This is a genomic window from Ruegeria sp. HKCCD4315, assembly GCF_013112245.1.
In the GTDB taxonomy this organism is placed as follows: Bacteria; Pseudomonadota; Alphaproteobacteria; order Rhodobacterales; family Rhodobacteraceae; genus Ruegeria.
Genome location: NZ_WVRN01000001.1, coordinates 3270594 through 3288143, shown reverse-complemented (window position 1 = coordinate 3288143; position 17550 = coordinate 3270594). Strand labels below are relative to the sequence as shown.

Sequence of the window (17550 nt, the reverse complement as noted above, 5' to 3'; positions counted from 1 at the left end):
ATATTAGTCCACGGAAGGGAAAGTCATGACCGAACCTGCCGACCTCGTAGCCGAGATCGAAGCGCTGGAAAACAAGCTGCAAGAGGCCAAGGCCTCGATCACCCGCCGCTTCATCGGGCAGGAAAGGGTCGTGGATCTGACTCTGACCGCGCTGTTATGCGGTGGTCATGCCCTGCTGATCGGTTTGCCGGGGCTGGGAAAAACGCGGTTGGTCGAAACGCTTTCGACCGTGATGGGCTTGAACGGCAACCGCATTCAGTTCACGCCCGACCTGATGCCCGCAGATATTCTTGGGTCCGAGGTTCTGGATACTGCCGATGACGGTTCACGGCATTTCCGTTTTATCTCTGGCCCGATCTTTTGCCAGCTGCTGATGGCTGACGAAATCAACCGCGCCAGCCCGCGAACGCAGTCGGCTTTGCTGCAAGCGATGCAGGAACGCACGGTGACAGTGGCGGGTGAAGATCGTTCGCTGGGAACGCCCTTCCACGTATTGGCCACGCAAAACCCGATCGAACAGGAAGGCACCTATCCGCTGCCCGAGGCGCAGCTGGACCGTTTTCTGGTTCAAATCGACGTCGAATACCCGGATCGGCAGACCGAGCGCGATATTCTGCTGGCCACAACCGGTGTGGAAGAGGAAGAGGCGCATCAGATTTTCAGCAAAGAAGACCTGTTGGCGGCCCAAGTCCTGCTGCGCCGGATGCCAGTGGGTGAATCGGTGGTTGAACTGATCCTTGATCTGGTTCGCGCGTTCCGCCCTGAGGAAGCAGGCGTGTCCGAACGCGTTTCGGAAACCGTGGCCTGGGGCCCCGGCCCCCGCGCGGCGCAGGCGCTGATGATGACGGTGCGGGCACGTGCGATGTTGCAGGGGCGGTTGGCTCCGAATGCCGAGGATGTTCTGGACATGGCGCGCCCGGTGCTCAGCCACCGGATGGCGTTGAACTTTGCGGCGCGGGCGCGCGGTGACAGCCTTGCCGAGCTGATTGACTCGACGGCTGCCGGTCTGATCCGCACCGAGGCCGCGGCGTGAATGCGGCGCTGACCCTTCGCGAAAGATCCGAGGCCGAGGCGTCCCGGCTGCCGCCCCTTTTGGCGCGGGCCGAGCATTTGGCCGGAACCGTCCTGTTGGGCGATCACGGGCGGCGGCGCTCGGGTATGGGCGATGATTTCTGGCAATACCGCCCCGCGCAAATCGGGGACAGCCGCAGGATGATCGACCACCGCCGTTCGGCGCGGGGGGATCAGCAGTTTGTGCGCGAGCGCGAATGGCAGATCGCGCAATCGGTGATGCTTTGGGTCGATCAAGGTGCGTCTATGCGGTTTTCGTCTGACAAATCGCTGCTAACAAAGGTGGATCGCGCCCGGTTGTTGGGGCTGGCAACCTCGATCTTGCTGGTACGCGGCGGAGAACGTGTCGGCCTGACCGGCACAACCCTGCCGCCCCGGCGCGGCAACGCGCAGATCATCCGTTTGGCGCAAGCCTGGTCTGAAGATGATCAAACGGATTACGCCCCGCCTGAACACCGTGCCATGATCCCCCATGCCCGCGCCGTGTTTATCTCGGATTTCCTTGGTCCCTTGGATGAGGTTGAATTGGCCCTGACCAAAGCAGCTGACCGCGGCGTGCGCGGTGTGGTGTTGCAAGTGCTTGATCCAGTCGAAGAGACATTTCCGTATCGGGGCCGGACGATTTTCGAAAGCGTCGGAGGATCTGTCCGACACGAAACCCTCAAGGCGGCTGAGTTGCGGGACCGCTATTTGGAACGTCTTGCACGCCGCAAGGATGCCCTGACGCAGTTGTGCCGTGCAACCGGCTGGCAACTGGGCTTGCACCATACGGGCGATAGCGCACAAGCGGCTCTATTGTGGCTCTATCGGGCCCTGGATGGGGGCACGCGATGACGGTTCTTGCGGGCATAGGCTTTACCGCGCCATGGGTTTTGCTGGGGCTTTTGACCCTGCCGATCCTATGGCTGATTCTGCGCGCTGTACCGCCCGCACCGATCCGCCGGATGTTCCCGGCTGTTACGCTGTTGTTGGGGCTGAAGGATGACGAAAGTGTTTCGGATCGTACCCCATGGTGGTTGTTGCTGCTGCGGATTTTGGCGGCTGCGGCCATTATCATCGGTCTGGCCGGACCGGTTCTGAACCCATCGCGGGATGAGACCGGCACCGGTCCGCTGTTGCTGGTGCTGGATGCCAGTTGGGCTGGTGCAACGCGCTGGTCGGCTACGCTGGACCAGATAGACACTCAACTGTCCGAAGCCGGACGTGCAGGACGAACTGTTGCGATTCTGCGCCTGACAGAGCCGGAAGAACCCGTTTTTCAAGCGGCCGAGGCATGGCGCGGGCGCCTTCCGGGACTGACCCCAAACCCTTGGCAACCGACCGCAGATCAGCTTTCGCAAACCATTGCGGCACTGGACGAGGTTGAAGGCGGCTTTGAAACGCATTGGTTCAGCGACAGGTTGGACTATGCCCAACATGCAGGGTTGGTTTCTGCCCTTCAGGCGCGTGGTGATGTGACGGTCTATCAGGGGGCATCAAGGCCCATTGCGATCCTGCCGGCAGCCTATCAGGACGGGCTGATCCAATTGACGGTTCAACGCGCGGGTCCCGGCCCGGAAGAACGGGTGACGGTTCTGGCACAGGGGCGCGATCCGGCAGGCACGGCGCGGGTGCTGCATTCGGTCGACCTGACCTTTGAAGCCGGGGAAACCACGGCGCAGATCGAACTGGCACTGCCGTCGGAATTGCGCGCTCGGATCACGCGCTTTGAAATTCAGGGCCAAAGATCAGCCGGGGCCGTGACCCTGACAGATGACAGCTTGCGTCGGCGTGAGGTTGCGCTGATTGCCGGCACCCTGAACCGTGAAGGGCTGGAGCTGTTGTCGCCTCTGCATTACCTGACACAGGTTCTGATCCCCACGGCAGATTTTGTCGATGGTGGTCTGCTTGAGGTTCTGCCTGCGAACCCGGACGTGATTGTCCTGTCGGATGTCGCGCAAATGTCGGATACCGAAGAGGCCGGTCTGATCGAATGGGTCGAACAGGGTGGCCTGCTGCTGCGGTTTGCTGGTCCGCGCATGGCAGCCAGCGATCTGGGGCGGGACACCGAAGACACCCTATTGCCCGCACGTCTGCGCAGCGGCGGACGATCTGTTGGTGGCGCGATGAGCTGGGGTGAGGCCAAGACCCTGGCCCCGTTCCCCGAGAATTCACCGTTCTACGGATTGGATATCCCGGGTGATGTGGTCGTCTCGACCCAGGTCATGGCTCAACCAGACCCTAATCTGGCGGATCGCGTGATTGCGTCTTTGTCCGACGGAACGCCATTGGTAACGCGCAAGGCGTTGGGATTGGGGCAGGTGGTGCTGTTCCACGTGACCGCAGATGCAGAATGGTCCAGTCTGCCGCTGTCGGGCCTGTTTGTCGAAATGCTGGATCGTCTGGCCGTGGCCTCGGCTGCGAAATCCCGGCAAGAGGCGCAGTTGCAGGGCACCACGTGGGAGCCGGTGCAGATCATGGACGGTTTTGGCACATTGTCTGACGCGGGCACGCTGGTTGGTGTGGACGGGGTGCAGTTGATTTCAGGGCAGATCGGGCCGGATCTACGTCCGGGCCTGTATGAAAGCGGCAAGCAGAAGCTGGCGCTGAATGTTGTTTCCGAGGATAGCGAACTGCGTCCGGTGGTCTGGCCAGCCAATGTGCCGATCAAAGGGCAAGAGGCCAGCACCGAAACGCCGCTGTCAGGTCTGCTGCTTAGCCTTGCCCTGATCTTGCTTACAATCGACGTGATCGCCTCTTTGGCTCTGTCCGGCCGGTTGGGTTTGGCTCGTGCTGCTGCCGGGGTTCTGGCGGCGTTTCTGCTGGTGCCCGAGGTTCAGGCGCAGACGCCGGAAGACACCGAATTCGCCTTGGCGGCGACGCATGAACTGGTTCTGGCACATGTGCTGACCGGCGACGCACAGGTGGACGATATTGCGCAGGCAGGGTTGCGGGGATTGGCACAAACCTTGTTCTATCGCACTTCGGTGGAACCCGCTGAACCAATCGGCGTCGATCTGGAACGCGATGAGCTGGCATTCTTTCCGCTGCTGTACTGGCCGATTTCCCCAAGCCAGCCTCAACCTTCTGCTGAAGCTTATGCGAAACTGAACGCCTATCTGCGCTCGGGTGGGATGATCCTGTTTGACACGCGTGATGCGGACATCGCTGGTTTCGGCGCGTCCAGCCCGAATGGCCGCAAGCTGCAGCAACTGGCTGCACCGCTGAATATCCCTGCATTAGAGCCGATTCCACGTGATCACGTTCTGACCAGAACGTTCTATCTGTTGCAGGATTTCCCGGGCCGTTACTCTGGCACAGAAGTCTGGGTGGAAGCTGCGCCACTGGATGCGGAACAGATCGAAGGGATGCCGTTCCGCAACCTCAATGACAACGTGACCCCGGTCGTCATCGGTGGGAATGACTGGGCCGGGGCCTGGGCAGTGGATCGCAACGGGCAGGCTCTGCTGCCTGTCGGGCGCGGTTACGCCGGAGAACGGCAGCGAGAACTGGCCAATCGTTTTGGCGTCAATCTGGTGATGCACGTGCTGACCGGGAATTACAAATCCGATCAGGTCCACGTGCCCGCCCTTCTGGACAGGCTAGGACAATGACCGGAACCGTCATATTCGACCCACTGATCCCGTGGCCTATTCTGGCCGCTGTGGGTGCGATTGCCGTGGCTGGGGTTGTGTTGGCCCTGTGGCGTGGCCTGTCGGGCTGGGCGCTACGTGGGTTGGCGGCTCTGGTGGTTCTGGCGGCTCTGTCCGGTCCGGTTTATCAGATCGAAGATCGCGCACCGCTGACAGATATTGTCCTGATGGTCGAGGATGAAAGCGCCAGCCAGTCGCTTTCGGACAGGGCGGAACAAACCGCACAGGCTGCCGAGGAACTCGCTGCCGAGATTGAGGGGCGCAACAACACGGAACTGCGCCGCATTCAGGTTGGCGACGGGGACGGGGATGAAGGCACGCAGGTTATGGCCGCCCTGAATGAGGCTTTGGCCGAAGAACCCCGTGCCCGGATCGCTGGTATCCTGGTGGTGTCAGACGGGATTGTGCACGATGTCGATCAGGCCCCGGACCTGCCCGCACCGATGCACCTTCTGCAAACCGGGCGTGAAAGTGACTGGGATCGTAGGCTTATCGTCCGCAATGCGCCGGCGTTTGCCATTATTGGCGAGCCGGTCACATTGACCCTTCGGGTGGAAGACAGTGGTGCTGCACCTGCGGGCGCGGCGACTGCGCCACTAGAGATTTCGGTCGATGGCGGCGCACCCGAGCAGTTCAGTGTTCCCATTGGTCGTGATGTAGAACTGCCCATCACGCTGCCCCATGGCGGGCGCAACGTGATCCAATTTTCTGTGCCGCAGGCCGACGGTGAATTGACCGACCGAAACAACACTGCCCTGATCCAGATGAATGGCGTTCGGGATCGTCTGCGCGTTCTACTGGTCTCGGGGGAGCCGCATCCCGGTGGACGCACATGGCGCAACCTGTTGAAATCCGACAGCTCGGTCGATTTGGTACATTTCACAATTCTGCGCCCACCTGAGAAACAGGATGGTGTGCCTGTTGATGAGCTGTCCCTTATCGCCTTTCCCACGCGTGAGCTGTTTCTGGAAAAGATCAACGATTTCGATCTGATAATCTTTGACCGTTACAAGCGGCGCGGCATCCTGCCAGCGATCTATCTGGACAACGTTACCAGTTACATCAATGACGGGGGCGCGGTTCTAATTGCGGCAGGTCCCGATTTCGCCAGTGCCGATAGTATCTTCCGATCTCCTCTGGCGCCGATCTTGCCGGCGCAGCCTTCGGCACGAGTGTTCGAAGAACGGTATGTGCCAATGGTCAGCGACTTGGGGCAACGTCATCCGGTGACAACCAATCTGGGCGATTCCGAGGATTGGGGGGCGTGGTTGCGTCAGATTGACGTGAATCACCGCTCGGGCGAGGTTTTGATGACAGGTATTGAAGAACGCCCGCTGCTGGTTCTGGATCGCGTTGGCGAGGGGCGCGTTGCGATGCTGGCCTCCGACCACGCTTGGCTGTGGAGCCGCGGTTTTGAAGGTGGTGGCCCGCAGTTGGAACTGCTGCGCAGGCTGGCCCATTGGATGATGAAGGAACCCGAATTGGAAGAAGAGGCGCTGTGGGCCGAGGCCAACGGGCAATCGATGCGCATCATTCGCCAGACGCTTGAAGATGAGGTTGGGCCAGTGACGGTGACGCGCCCGAATGGCGAGACTTTGGAAATCACCTTGGAAGAAGTTTCTCCCGGTCGGTTCGAAGCACAATACTATGGGCCAGAGATCGGACTGTACCGGTTGCAGGAAGGCGACCATATGGCCGTGATTGGCCTTGGCCCTGCTGCACCGAAGGAGTTTGAGCGTACCATCGCAACCGGCGATGTTCTGGAACCGATCTTGGCCAATATGCGGGGTGGCGTGATCCGTTTGGAAGACGGTTTGCCATCCATCCGCGACGTGCGCGCAGGGCGTCCTGCGGCTGGCCGGGGTTGGATCGGTCTGACCCCACGAAATGCGTATGAAACACGGGATGTTACGCAGGCGGGTCTGTTGCCGCCCTGGCTGGTTCTGCTACTGGCAGGAGGGTTCCTGTTGGGCGGTTGGCTGCGCGAAGGGCGGCGCTAATCAATCCTGATTGCTGCCCGGTCCGATTGGCCCTGCGCATCCACCACAACAAGCAAGGTGAAACCGGCCCCCGGGTTGGGGATATCGAACTCTCGCTGCCGCTGTCCAGTCAGCACGGGCACACCATCCGCCAGCACTGAAAATGGCGCGACACCCCCGCGCAGTTTGACCGTTAGGGGTGCTCCAAATGTCTCTAACACGGCGTTTTCAGGCGGGAACAGCAGGTCCGGCGCCGAAGGATCATTTTCAAAAGCCGCCGTGCGGGGGCGGAAACGTTGCAAGGGTTGGGGCAATTGCGCAGCGCCGACCAGCAAGGTCGAGGGCGGCGGCGGACGCAGCGGGGAAAGCGCGGGTTTCAGCAGGCTGAAGGCTTCGGCCAGAAGCGGTGCGGCGAGATCGCCTCCGAACGCGCCGGGAACTGGCGTTCCGTCCGCACGACCCAGCCAGACCCCAATGACATGCTGCCCGTCAAAGCCGATGGCCCAGGCATCGCGGTGGCCATAAGATGTGCCGGTTTTATAGGCCAGCGCCCCTGTCGCACCGCCTGCTGGGGGTGAAAGCCCGGCCAGAATGTCGGCAACCTGCCAGGCAGAGGTTTCTGACAGAACGCGCGGAGTTTGCCGCGTATCCGCCAGAGCGTCATGATGCAGGATCGGGCCTTGCCCACCGGCTGCAAGAGTGGCGTAAATCTGTACCAGATCGCGCAGGCTCAACCCCACACCGCCCAATGAGATCGCCAATCCGGGCGTGCCGCCGTTCAGACGTGGTTCTGATCCAGCCAAGCGCAGCGCCGTCATCACGCGCGCAGGTCCCAACGCGTTTGTCAGACGCACAACAGGAATGTTCAGTGATAATTGCAGAGCGTCCCGAACCCTTACATCGCCCCGGAATGCGCCATCAAAATTGCGCGGGGCGTATCGACCGAACATTACGGGGCTGTCGCTGATCAGGGTCTCGGGGTGGGCCAGTCCCTGATCGAAGGCCAGCCCATAGACCAGTGGTTTCAAAGTTGATCCAGGCGACCGCAGCGCTTGGGTCATATCCACAAAGCCCTGACGGGCATCCTGATACCCGGCGGACCCGACCGAGGCCAAAACCTCACCACTGCGGTGATCCGCGACGATCAAGGCCCCGGATACGCGCGGCCCGGCACGGATAGCGGCTTGGGCCACCAAACCCTCCAACCGGGCCTGCAACCGGGCGTTCAACGTCAAATCGACCGCGCCGGTTGCCGGGGTCAGACGTTTCACGCGGTCGGTCAGGTGCGGCGCCAGACGCGGGAAGGTTCGCATGTGGTCTGGAATGGTTTCTGCTATGGCCGCGCTGGTTTCAGCCGCAGTCAGGGTGCCATATCGCTCGAGCCTGCGCAGAACCCGGTCACGGGCTACTCGGGCTGTCTCTGGCTGACGATCCGGGCGCCGAGCTTCCGGGGATTGCGGCAATGCGATTAACAGGGCCGCCTGTGCTGCGGTCAACCGAGTTGCGTCTTTTCCAAACCATGCACGGGTACCGGCTCGGATACCTTCCAGATTGCCCCCATAGGGTGCGTGGGTCAGATAGAGGGTCAGGATTTGCCATTTGCTTAACTGCTGCTCCAGGGCCAATGCGACTCTAATTTGACGAATTTTACCGCTCCAGCGCCCGGTTGAGCCATCTTCGATCAGCCGCGCGACCTGCATGGTCAAGGTTGACCCACCGGACACCGTGCGTCCATTCCAAAGGCTTTGCCCCACAGCGCGAAGCATCGCAACCGGGTCCACTCCGGCATGTGTCCAGAACCGTTTGTCTTCGTACCGGACGAGCATTGCGGTGAAATTCGGATCGACCGCACCGGGATTCAGTCTCCAAATCCCATCTTCAACGGGAAACGCACGCAAAAGGTCGCCATTCCGGTCCTGCATCTCGACTGATGTTTCGGTCAGAACAGGGGGAAGAACTGTGGCATCGACCCAGCGGTGCAGACCGTCCCGTGCCAGTGCCGTCAGATAGAGGGCACCGGCCAGAGCCAGCAGAAGCCTCGACGGCCTATGCATGACAGCCACCCGGGCAGTGATATAGCGCGGTGCAAATCACTGAACCTCGATCCGGCCAGTCGCTGTATGCGCGCGGTTTTGCGGGCGGTACATATCCTCGACCGAGGCTGCAGGATGATGGAAGACACCCGGCGTAACAGCGCGCGCGACGTAGGCCAGCGTCACTGTTTCTCGCCCGGACAGATCAACAGCGGCGAGGAAACGGTCCGAGCGGAACTCGGTATGGGTGGCATCGGACAGATCCAACCAGTCAAGCGAACGCACATCGCCTGAACGCAACAGGCTGGGGTTGTCGATTTCGATCCCTGCGGCAAGTGGATCATCGACCATCAGCCGCGCCCCGCCACTTTCGAACGGGGTCACTGTCAGAACCGTGACAAACCTTTCACCGGTTTCAAAGCTGTTGGCGTCAATCGGATCGCCATCCATCGAGTAATATTGCCGTTCGATCGAATAACCGGTGCCACCCGCCTCCGGCGGAACCTCAGGAATCCCGGTGACTGTCAGGGTGATGTCCGTTGCTTGGCCGTCACTTGCCGTGATATTGACCTCATCCACCTGACCAGACTGCAGAACCTGCACAAACGGACCAGACACCTGAGAGCCGTTGACGGTCAAGCCCGATCCAGTCGGATCAGACACCAGCGCATGGGCGGCCAAAAGCGACCACGTTGCCTCTTGCGTGGACAATGGGGCGCGACCGGCGCTGACACGTTGGATCAGTGCGTCGCGATTGACGGCCTCGCTGCCCGCGCCCACGGCAAGGGTCAACAGACCCGCCGAATCCCGCAGGTGTGTGCCGTAATCCGCGCGCCAGTAATTTTCCTGCTCATCGGGGACCTGTTCCAACATGCGAGCGGCACGGTTGAACATCGCATCCGCCCGAGTCTGATCGCCATAAGATGCCAGCGCTGCGCCCAATTGTGCAGCTGCCAATGGGGTGTCAAACGCATCCCCTTTGACATCTGCATAGTAACGCAGATCACCCATCGAGGCTGCGCCTTCTCGTGCCAGAACCATCAGGGTATAGGCAATATCCTGACCGCCTTCGTCGAAGTCGGGCGCATAGTTGACCCTGTTTCGAAGGTTATCCATGGCCTGGGCAAAGGCGCGATCCGGCACTGGGTATCCCTGAGCGCGCGCACGGGACAGGAAGTCTGTCACGTAAGCGTCCAACCAGAAATCTCCGCTGTCCGCGCGCCACAGGCCAAAGGCACCATTGGCAGCCTGACGGGTCAGGACGCTGCGAATGGACTCTGTGATGCGCCGATCCACCACCGGACCGTCCCCCAGCCCCGAGGCTTGCGCGACGGATGACAGATAAAGCAGCGGCAGGGCTTTGCTGGTGATCTGTTCCGTGCAGCCATAGGGGTAACGGTTCAACTGATCCAACAGACCGGGCGTGTCGAACTTTGCCAAAGCTCCGGCAGATAGGATGGCCTTGGCCGAACCGGGCTGGAACCCGTCAAATACGTCCTGCGAAAACAGGAAACTGTCGTCGCCCCCCAACGCGAAACGTCGTGTCTGTGCAATCACCGGATCGTTGGCACGTACGGGCATGCGCAGGGTTTGCGACAGGTCGCGGCCGTCCGGTGTGGTGATCGAAACACTGATTTCGGGATCGCCAACAACGCTGGCTGTGACGGGGATGTCAAAGATCGCCTTGCCACCGTTTTCCAACACAAAGCTGGTCGGTGCCGCGCCCAGCTCCAATCCACCGGAAGCCGTCAGACCAAGTGCCATCTCTCCGGGTGTGCCATCGGCATGAACGATCTCAAGCCGCATTCGGCTTTGATCTCCGGGGGCAAGGAAGCGCGGCAGGCTGGCGGTGACGACCACCGGATCGCGGACGATCATATCGGCTTCGGCCTGCCCGACCGCTTTGGGTGACCACGCAACCGCCATCAATCGGACAGTGCCATTGAAGGCGGGTAGGGGAACGTCCACCTCAACCTCTCCGTCCGGGCCGACCTGAACCGGGCCGCTGAATACGGCCATCAAGTCTTGCGTCGGAGGTGGGGATTGGCGACGCAAGCCGTTGTCGGCGTCACCGCCGGAACGGACGGTGCCCATCGCTCCGGTCATGCCGTCGATCAGGCGCCCGTAAACGTCGCGCAGATCCACGCCAAGACGGCGTTGCCCAAAGTAATATTCCTGCGGATCCGGGCTTTCGAATCCAGTCAGGTTCAGAATGCCCACATCCACTGCAGCCAGTGTCAGCCAGACAGGGTCATTCTCCGAGGCGTTCTCGACCCTAACACGGGCCTTTTGCGTTTGCTGTGGCGATGTGACCTCGGGCACATCAATTGCGACGTCCAGTTTGCGATCTGCTGGATCAATGGTGGCATGTGCTACACCCATCGCACGCGCCGGGTTTTGACCTGCTACGACGTTCATCGGACGGATGACCGTGGCGGTGACATACGCCCCCGCACCCCAATCTTCGGTCACTTGGATCGGGATCACGGTTTCACCTTCCGGCACGTCCACCATCTGGCGATGGATCAGCCGGTTGGACAGGATTTCGATCTGGGCAACGCCCGCCATGCGCGGGACGATCCGCAACTGCGCGGTATCACCTGCGCGATAGCTGTCACGGTCCAGCGACATCTCAAGCCGGTCCGGTGTAGTTGACGCATCCGCGGCCTGATACCAGCCTGCATAGAAATCGACGGCGGTTTCGGCATATGTGCCGTCGACGCGCTGGACGACCAGTTCATAACGGCCCCAATCCACGGGCTGCGCCAGAGTCAAAGGATCGGTAGAGATGTCCACTTCGCCGGTGGCAATGCGCGTGCGGCGGGTTGTCGGTTCCCAATTCCAGTTGCCGTACAGCTGATACCACTGATACCGCGTCTCGACCCGGTTCAGAGTCCAGCGCAGGCGCATAGGGCTGGGCGTTAGATCAGGAGCGAGGGCGACGATCTGAAACGCAGCTTCGGTACCTTCGGGAACAACCTCTTCGAACAAAGTTTTGACACCGATCGCCGGCTGCGGTGGCAGGACCGGAGCAGACAGGCGACGTTCAACCGGACGGCCAGAGCCATCGGTCAATCGTGCGATGATTTCAGCCTCAATGGGCTTTCCTTCAGTCTCTAACACTGGAATTTCGACGGCTACGGTGGCCTGTCCCGCCGCATCCGTGCGCGTGTTTCCGAAATACGTGCTTTTGATCACGGCCTCAGCATCGTAGCGGCCAAAGCGGTAACCTTCGTACCCCAGAACGGTATCCGCGGCGCGCGCGATGACCTGTCCGTCAATGCTCAGGTCAGATCCCGGCGCACCAAAAAGATAGCGCGCATCTATGGAAAGCGGTGGGCTATCGCCGGGCCGCAAGGGCGCGTCGGGTAGGGACAGATCGAAATCGATACGTTCAGGCAGAAAGTCCTCGACCAGCACCGTCTGACGCGCCAGTGCCTCGCCTTTGGGGTCAGATTTGATCTCAAGCTTCCAGGCCCCACGCGGTACGTCTACGGCCACAGGCAGTGCAAAAACATGCCCCCCGACAACGCCCCCGTCCGAGACAGATCGACGGTATTCAACCCCGTCCGGGCGATACAGGATCGCTGTGAGGGGCAGCCCTACGATTGCCTGTGCCTCACCATCTCGGGACAGCGCGGTGACATGGATGACCTCTCCGGCACGATAGGCACCCCGGTCCGTGGTCAGGAAGACATCAACCGGCCCCGCAGGCGCGCGCCCTTCAACGCCGCGATCCGACAGGTCAAAGGCGGGATCGGTGAGGGACAAAAAGCTGAAATCGCTGTCCCCGGCAGAGGCCATCACCAAGGCAGGCGCACTGGCCCCTTTTCCGCGGATCAGGCCGGGATCGAAGGTGGCATAGCCGGTTTCATCGGTCCGCGCGGTTGCGATGACCGCGTTTGCATTAGTGACCAGCGAAACCTCGACATCCTGACGGGGTGCCGCATCGCTGAGGCCGCGCACCGTCACGTGAAGCCCATCTGTGCCAAGTGCGGTGCTGATCCCCAGATCGGACAACACAAACCATTGCGTCGCGCCGGGGTCGTCATAAGGATCAGCCCCGGGAACACGGGCTGTCAGCGCATAGATGCCTGCAGACTGACCAGCGATGGCCTCTGCCATAGGAAGGCGCGCTGTCATGGTTTGGTTCAACTGATTGGATACCTCGGCAGTGCCGGTCCAGATATCCTCGGCAATCTGGTCCGAGAATTCCTCTTCCTGCCATTCACTGAGCGGACGGCCAAAGAAGTCCTGTTGCACCGCGCGCAACAGGTTCCGGTCGCTGACCCGCCGCAGGATCAGCTCCAGCTCAGTAACGTTGACCGTTTCGACCGGCAAAGCCGCATCCGCAGATTTCGGAAGAACATAGCTGCGTCCGGGAAACCGAACCGACGGTGTGCGGTCGCGTACATAGTGGGTCAGTTCAACGTTGCGATTCAATGCCTCACCCGAAGCGGCAGGCAAACCTTGGCGTAAAGTCAGGCGATAGCGCTGGCCATGCGCGACCCCATCTACGCAAAGCTGCTTTTCGTCGACCTGAACAACCAAGCCGGTGTCATTGCGCTGCACATAGGGATCGTAGTCAACACCGGCCTTGACAAGAGGTTCCGAAAACTCAACACAGATCCGGGGCGCGACCGCGTCGCTCTCGACCGAGGTATCGACCACTCGAAACCCGTATTTCCCGATTGCATCATCCAGCGCGGCCAGTACGTCCTCACGCGGCTGAAGCTGTTCGGCCAGCCGAAGAGCGGGGATCATGTCGCGGCCACGGTCCACGGCTTCCAGAGCGTTGGCCAAAGTCATCAAGGCCGTGATTTGTGATCCCGTGCCCTCGGACCGCAAATAACCATTGATCGCGGCATTCAGTGCACGGTTTCGAAGATCGCGCCGCTCGTTCCAGCCTGAGGGATTAATGGTCAGCAACAGGCGCGCGTATTCCACCCAAAGATCCGGTGCATCGCTGAGAGACACGGCAACACCGGTCCATTGCATCGCTTGTGTCGCACTGCCCGCGCTATTCGCTGCGTCCAACACAGCTTGCAGGTCGTAACCGCCGGCAGGATGCAGGAATCCCAGGTTGCGCGCCTGATCTGTCGCCCGATTCAAATCAGCAGAACCCAGCACGCTCAACGCCGCCGCACGGGTTTTGCCCAATATCAGAGCCTGTTCCGAAGTCGTTACCTTTTGCGCGGAAAGCGCACCCTGATACGCCTCTTGCTGGGTCACCCCGTCCTTGGGAAAGCAGGCATTGGATCGCGTGTTATAGGTGAAAGCTGTGCAGCGATCATTGGCCGAGCAAGCCCGAATGCATGATTTCAGATCTGTGTCAAACAGCGCATCCAGATCTGACCCATAAAAATCGGTATCCCGCGTGGTGATATAGCGGAAGTCAGGCACGGCGTTCTGCGCCAGAGCGGTGACGGGCAGGATCAAGAGTGAAAAGATATAAGTTATTGAAATAAAAACAAAGCGGTGCATGCTGCCCTCCTCTTTGTGCTCAGCCTTGCATGGCGCGCGCCGGTTGCGCAACGGCTTAAACAGTTTTTCATTCTCTGCCGCGATGCTGAAATCTGTACATCCCGGAAAAGATCACAATGAGTCTTGCACAAAAATTGGCACAGGAGCGGCGCGCGCGGCTGGCCGCCGAGCGTATGTTATCGCTGAAACAGGCCGAGCTTTCGGCGGCCAACCGGAAACTCGGCCAGCATGCCATGGCTTTGACCAAACGTATCGGTGAAACACAGGCCGAGGTCGAAACCGTCCGGGATGAGAATGAAAAGGTCAAATCCGATCTGACCGTAGCTCATGCCAAGATCGAGGTGGCAGAACGTCGTCTGTGGCACTCAATTCAGACCATCCAGGACGGTTTTGCTTTTTTTGACTGCGATGGTCGCCTGATCGGGGCCAACACCGCTTATCTAGGTGTTTTCGATGGTTTGGATGAGGTGGTGCCCGGGATAACTTATCCTCGAATTCTTGAATTGCTGACAACCGAAGGCATTGTTGACATTGGGGATGAAACCGCTGACGCGTGGCGCGCCAAGATGCAAATGCGTTGGAAGCGTGCCAATCCGCCACCGATCGTGTTGCAACTGTGGAATGGGCAATACATTCGTCTGATCGACCAACGGGGAAGCGGCGGCGACGTTGTCAGCCTTGCGCTTAACATCACGGCTTCGGTGCGACATGAGACCGAACTGACAGCAGCGCGTGAACGGGCGGAGGCGGCCAACCGCGCCAAATCCGCGTTCTTGGCTAACATGAGCCACGAAATCCGCACTCCGATGAACGGCATCGTCGGGATGAGCGAGTTGCTGGACGAAACCCCTTTGAATGAAGAACAGCGCTTGTACGTCAATACGATCAGAAACTCAGGTGAAGCCCTGCTTGTGATTATCAATGACGTTCTGGATTATTCGAAAATCGAAGCTGACAAACTTGTCCTGCACCCAGAGCACTTCGACCTAGAGCGCTGTATTCTAGAGGTTGCGATGCTGTTGCAGCCCAGCGTACGCGACAAGGGTCTGACATTGCTGGTAGATTATGATTTGTTCCTGCCCACTCTGTTCGTCGGTGATCCGGGCCGGATTCGGCAGGTTTTAACCAACTTGGTTGGCAATGCGGTCAAGTTCACGTCCGAAGGGCACGTTTTGATCCGTGTTACTGGTGTGCCTCATCCAGATGCACAAACCTGCGATATTCATGTAGCCATCGAAGACACAGGCATCGGAATCGAGCCTGAAAAAATCGGCCATATCTTTGGCGAGTTCAATCAAGTTGAAGACGAACGCAACCGCCAGTTCGAAGGTACGGGGCTGGGGTTGGCCATCACCAAACGCCTGATTTCCATGATGGGCGGCGCGGTCTGGGTCGAAAGTGAGATGGGGCAGGGGTCCTGTTTTGGGTTTCGCATATCGCTGCCCACCGCCGAAGGTCCGCAACCCGAACCTCCAGATCTGAAAGATTGTGTGAAACACGTCATGGTGGTCGAAGATCTGGCCGTAAACCGGGCCATCCTTGCGAAGCAGCTTGGCCGCCTGGGTGCTGAAGTCACCGTTTGTACTTCGGGGGGGGAAGCGCTGGCCAAAATAACTGATCGGGTTGAGCTGGTCTTGTGCGATCACGACCTGCCGGACATGGACGGGTTGGACCTTGCAACCTCGCTCAAAGACCGGGGCTGGGGGGATCTGCCTGTGATCGTGATGTCCGCAAATCCCGCTTTGATACACGCCCATCCGGCGCGCGACCTGGTGAGCGGCGTTTTGCAGAAACCAATCCCCCGGTCTGAACTCTATGGCAGGCTGATGGCTCTCAAAGCGTCTTCTACGGCTGATTGCTTGGCCAAACCGAAAATTTATGAGTCTAATAAGGACAAAACCAAAGAAACCAATACCCGTCACATGAAAATTCTCGCGGCGGAAGACAACCGTACCAATCAACTGATCCTGAAAAAGATGGTAAAGGATTTGAATATCGACCTGCGCTTTGCATCGCATGGCCTCGAAGCGGTTGAGATCTATCAGGAGTTCGAACCCGATCTGATATTCATGGATATCTCTATGCCAAAAATGGACGGGAAACAGGCCACCACGGAAATCCGAAAGCTCGAGGTCGAAACCGGCCGACACGTCCCCATTGTTGCCTTGACCGCTCACGCGATGGCAGGGGACGATGAGGGGATCCTATCTGCCGGGCTCGACCATTACCTGACCAAACCTCTGCACAAGACACTCATCCATCAAATGATCCTGCAACATCAACCAGACGACGTGACCCGCGTTGATGAAACCAATCCTGAAGAGACCAGCAGAGGCTGTAGTGACAACAAACATGATCCTGCTTCATCTGGCTAAATATACCTCGGGGAGCGCGAGGGGCTGACCCCTCGCTTCCTTCCTGACACGCAATCAATGATCTTTGTTGTTTTACAGATGTTTTCAGGCCGCATAGGGTCTAACAAAGACCGGTTTGTCCTCTTCTGACAGGTCCGCGCGATAGGCATAACCGCCTGTGTCGAACTCCAACAAAGCCTTGGGGTTGGTCAGGCGGTGCTGGATGATGTAACGCGCCATCGCACCGCGTGCTTTTTTAGCAAAGAAACTGACGATTTTCGGGGTGCCGTTCTTATCTTCCATGAACACCGGCGTGACGACACGCAGTTTCAGCGCATTTGGGGCAACCGCGCCAAAATATTCCTGGCTGGCGCAGTTGATAAGAACATCGCTGCCAATTTCCGTGCCTTGTGCATTCAGCGCTTTGCTGAGCTGGTCGCCCCAGTAGTCATAAAGATTCTTGCCGCGCCGGGTTTTCAACTTGCTGCCCATCTCCAGCCGATAAGGCTGAATCGCATCCAGCGGTCGCAGCATGCCGTAAAGTCCCGAGAGGATGCGAAGGTGATCCTGGGCCCATGCCATTTCGTCCGCATCCAGAGATGCAGCCTCTAAACCTTGATAAGTATCGCCAGCAAAGGCCAGCGCTGCAGGGCGCGTAGCCTCGGCCTCGGGCGCGTCCACAAAGGCGCGATAGCGGTCGCGGTTCAGGCGTGCCAGATCGTCGCTCAGGCTCATCAGCTTTTTCAGGTCGCCAAGTGTCAGGTTCCGTGCGGTCTTTGACAGCCGGATCGCGTCATCCTGAAAGTCGGGCTGTGTGACCGCGACATCCCGCTCTGCCCAATCCAGCCGCTTGGCCGGGGAAATCACTACCAGCATATCCGCCCTCTTTCCTTGCCTGATTTGGTGTATCTAGGTCGTTTTGCGTTTTACCAAAAGTGCTTTTGTCGAAAGGCGCGGTCGACCATAGGGAGAGGCAGCGTCTTTTGACAGCATTGAA

The 17550-nt window shown here is 59.6% G+C and carries 8 protein-coding genes; 5 read left to right on the top strand and 3 right to left on the bottom strand.

Translation table 11 applies throughout. The features are described 5' to 3' along the window. Nucleotides 1-25: 25 nt before the first annotated feature. The 4 genes from GS646_RS16330 to GS646_RS16315 are packed head-to-tail and all read left to right on the top strand — an operon-like array spanning nt 26 to nt 6703. Nucleotides 26-1033 (top strand): MoxR family ATPase, encoded by a 1008-nt coding sequence (locus GS646_RS16330; RefSeq protein ID WP_171648273.1) that lies wholly within the window; start codon nt 26-28, stop codon nt 1031-1033. Next, the gene (locus GS646_RS16325) at nt 1030-1905 is read left to right on the top strand and encodes a DUF58 domain-containing protein (protein WP_171184445.1); all 876 of its coding nucleotides are present in this window, start codon (nt 1030-1032) and stop codon (nt 1903-1905) included. The genes GS646_RS16330 and GS646_RS16325 overlap by 4 nt, the downstream gene beginning before the upstream one ends. After that, nucleotides 1902-4664 carry a DUF4159 domain-containing protein gene (locus GS646_RS16320; RefSeq protein WP_171184443.1) on the top strand — a complete coding sequence of 921 codons (2763 nt, stop codon included), beginning with the start codon at nt 1902-1904 and terminating at the stop codon, nt 4662-4664. The genes GS646_RS16325 and GS646_RS16320 overlap by 4 nt, the downstream gene beginning before the upstream one ends. After that, nucleotides 4661-6703, top strand: a complete 2043-nt coding sequence (locus GS646_RS16315) for a hypothetical protein (RefSeq protein ID WP_171093093.1) — start codon at nt 4661-4663, stop codon at nt 6701-6703. The genes GS646_RS16320 and GS646_RS16315 overlap by 4 nt, the downstream gene beginning before the upstream one ends. Here GS646_RS16315 and pbpC read toward each other — a convergent pair. Both pbpC and GS646_RS16305 read right to left on the bottom strand, forming a co-directional pair. After that, nucleotides 6700-8736, bottom strand: a complete 2037-nt coding sequence (pbpC, locus tag GS646_RS16310) for a penicillin-binding protein 1C (RefSeq protein ID WP_171648275.1) — start codon at nt 8734-8736, stop codon at nt 6700-6702. The two genes, GS646_RS16315 and pbpC, sit on opposite strands and share 4 nt — an antisense overlap. Before the next feature lie 36 nt (nt 8737-8772). Further along, on the bottom strand, nt 8773-14199 hold the full coding sequence (locus GS646_RS16305; protein WP_171648277.1) for an alpha-2-macroglobulin family protein: 5427 nt from the start codon (nt 14197-14199) through the stop codon (nt 8773-8775). A 116-nt stretch (nt 14200-14315) separates the two neighbouring features. Between GS646_RS16305 and GS646_RS16300 the strand changes: the two genes are divergently transcribed. Continuing rightward, nucleotides 14316-16574, top strand: coding sequence for a response regulator (locus tag GS646_RS16300; protein WP_171648279.1), 2259 nt, complete (start codon nt 14316-14318; stop codon nt 16572-16574). 84 nt (nt 16575-16658) lie between these two features. Here GS646_RS16300 and yaaA read toward each other — a convergent pair whose 3' ends face one another. Then, nucleotides 16659-17429 (bottom strand): peroxide stress protein YaaA, encoded by a 771-nt coding sequence (gene yaaA, locus GS646_RS16295; protein ID WP_171648281.1) that lies wholly within the window; start codon nt 17427-17429, stop codon nt 16659-16661. Between the last annotated feature and the right edge of the window lie 121 nt (nt 17430-17550).

What these genes read in the sequence shown, in the direction of transcription:
- GS646_RS16330 (WP_171648273.1), top strand. Translation starts at nt 26, where the DNA reads ATGACCGAACCTGCCGACCTCGTAGCCGAGATCGAAGCGCTGGAAAAC.
- yaaA (WP_171648281.1), bottom strand. Translation starts at nt 17,429, where the DNA reads ATGCTGGTAGTGATTTCCCCGGCCAAGCGGCTGGATTGGGCAGAGCGG.
- GS646_RS16300 (WP_171648279.1), top strand. Translation starts at nt 14,316, where the DNA reads ATGAGTCTTGCACAAAAATTGGCACAGGAGCGGCGCGCGCGGCTGGCC.
- GS646_RS16315 (WP_171093093.1), top strand. Translation starts at nt 4,661, where the DNA reads ATGACCGGAACCGTCATATTCGACCCACTGATCCCGTGGCCTATTCTG.
- GS646_RS16320 (WP_171184443.1), top strand. Translation starts at nt 1,902, where the DNA reads ATGACGGTTCTTGCGGGCATAGGCTTTACCGCGCCATGGGTTTTGCTG.
- pbpC (WP_171648275.1), bottom strand. Translation starts at nt 8,736, where the DNA reads ATGCATAGGCCGTCGAGGCTTCTGCTGGCTCTGGCCGGTGCCCTCTAT.
- GS646_RS16305 (WP_171648277.1), bottom strand. Translation starts at nt 14,199, where the DNA reads ATGCACCGCTTTGTTTTTATTTCAATAACTTATATCTTTTCACTCTTG.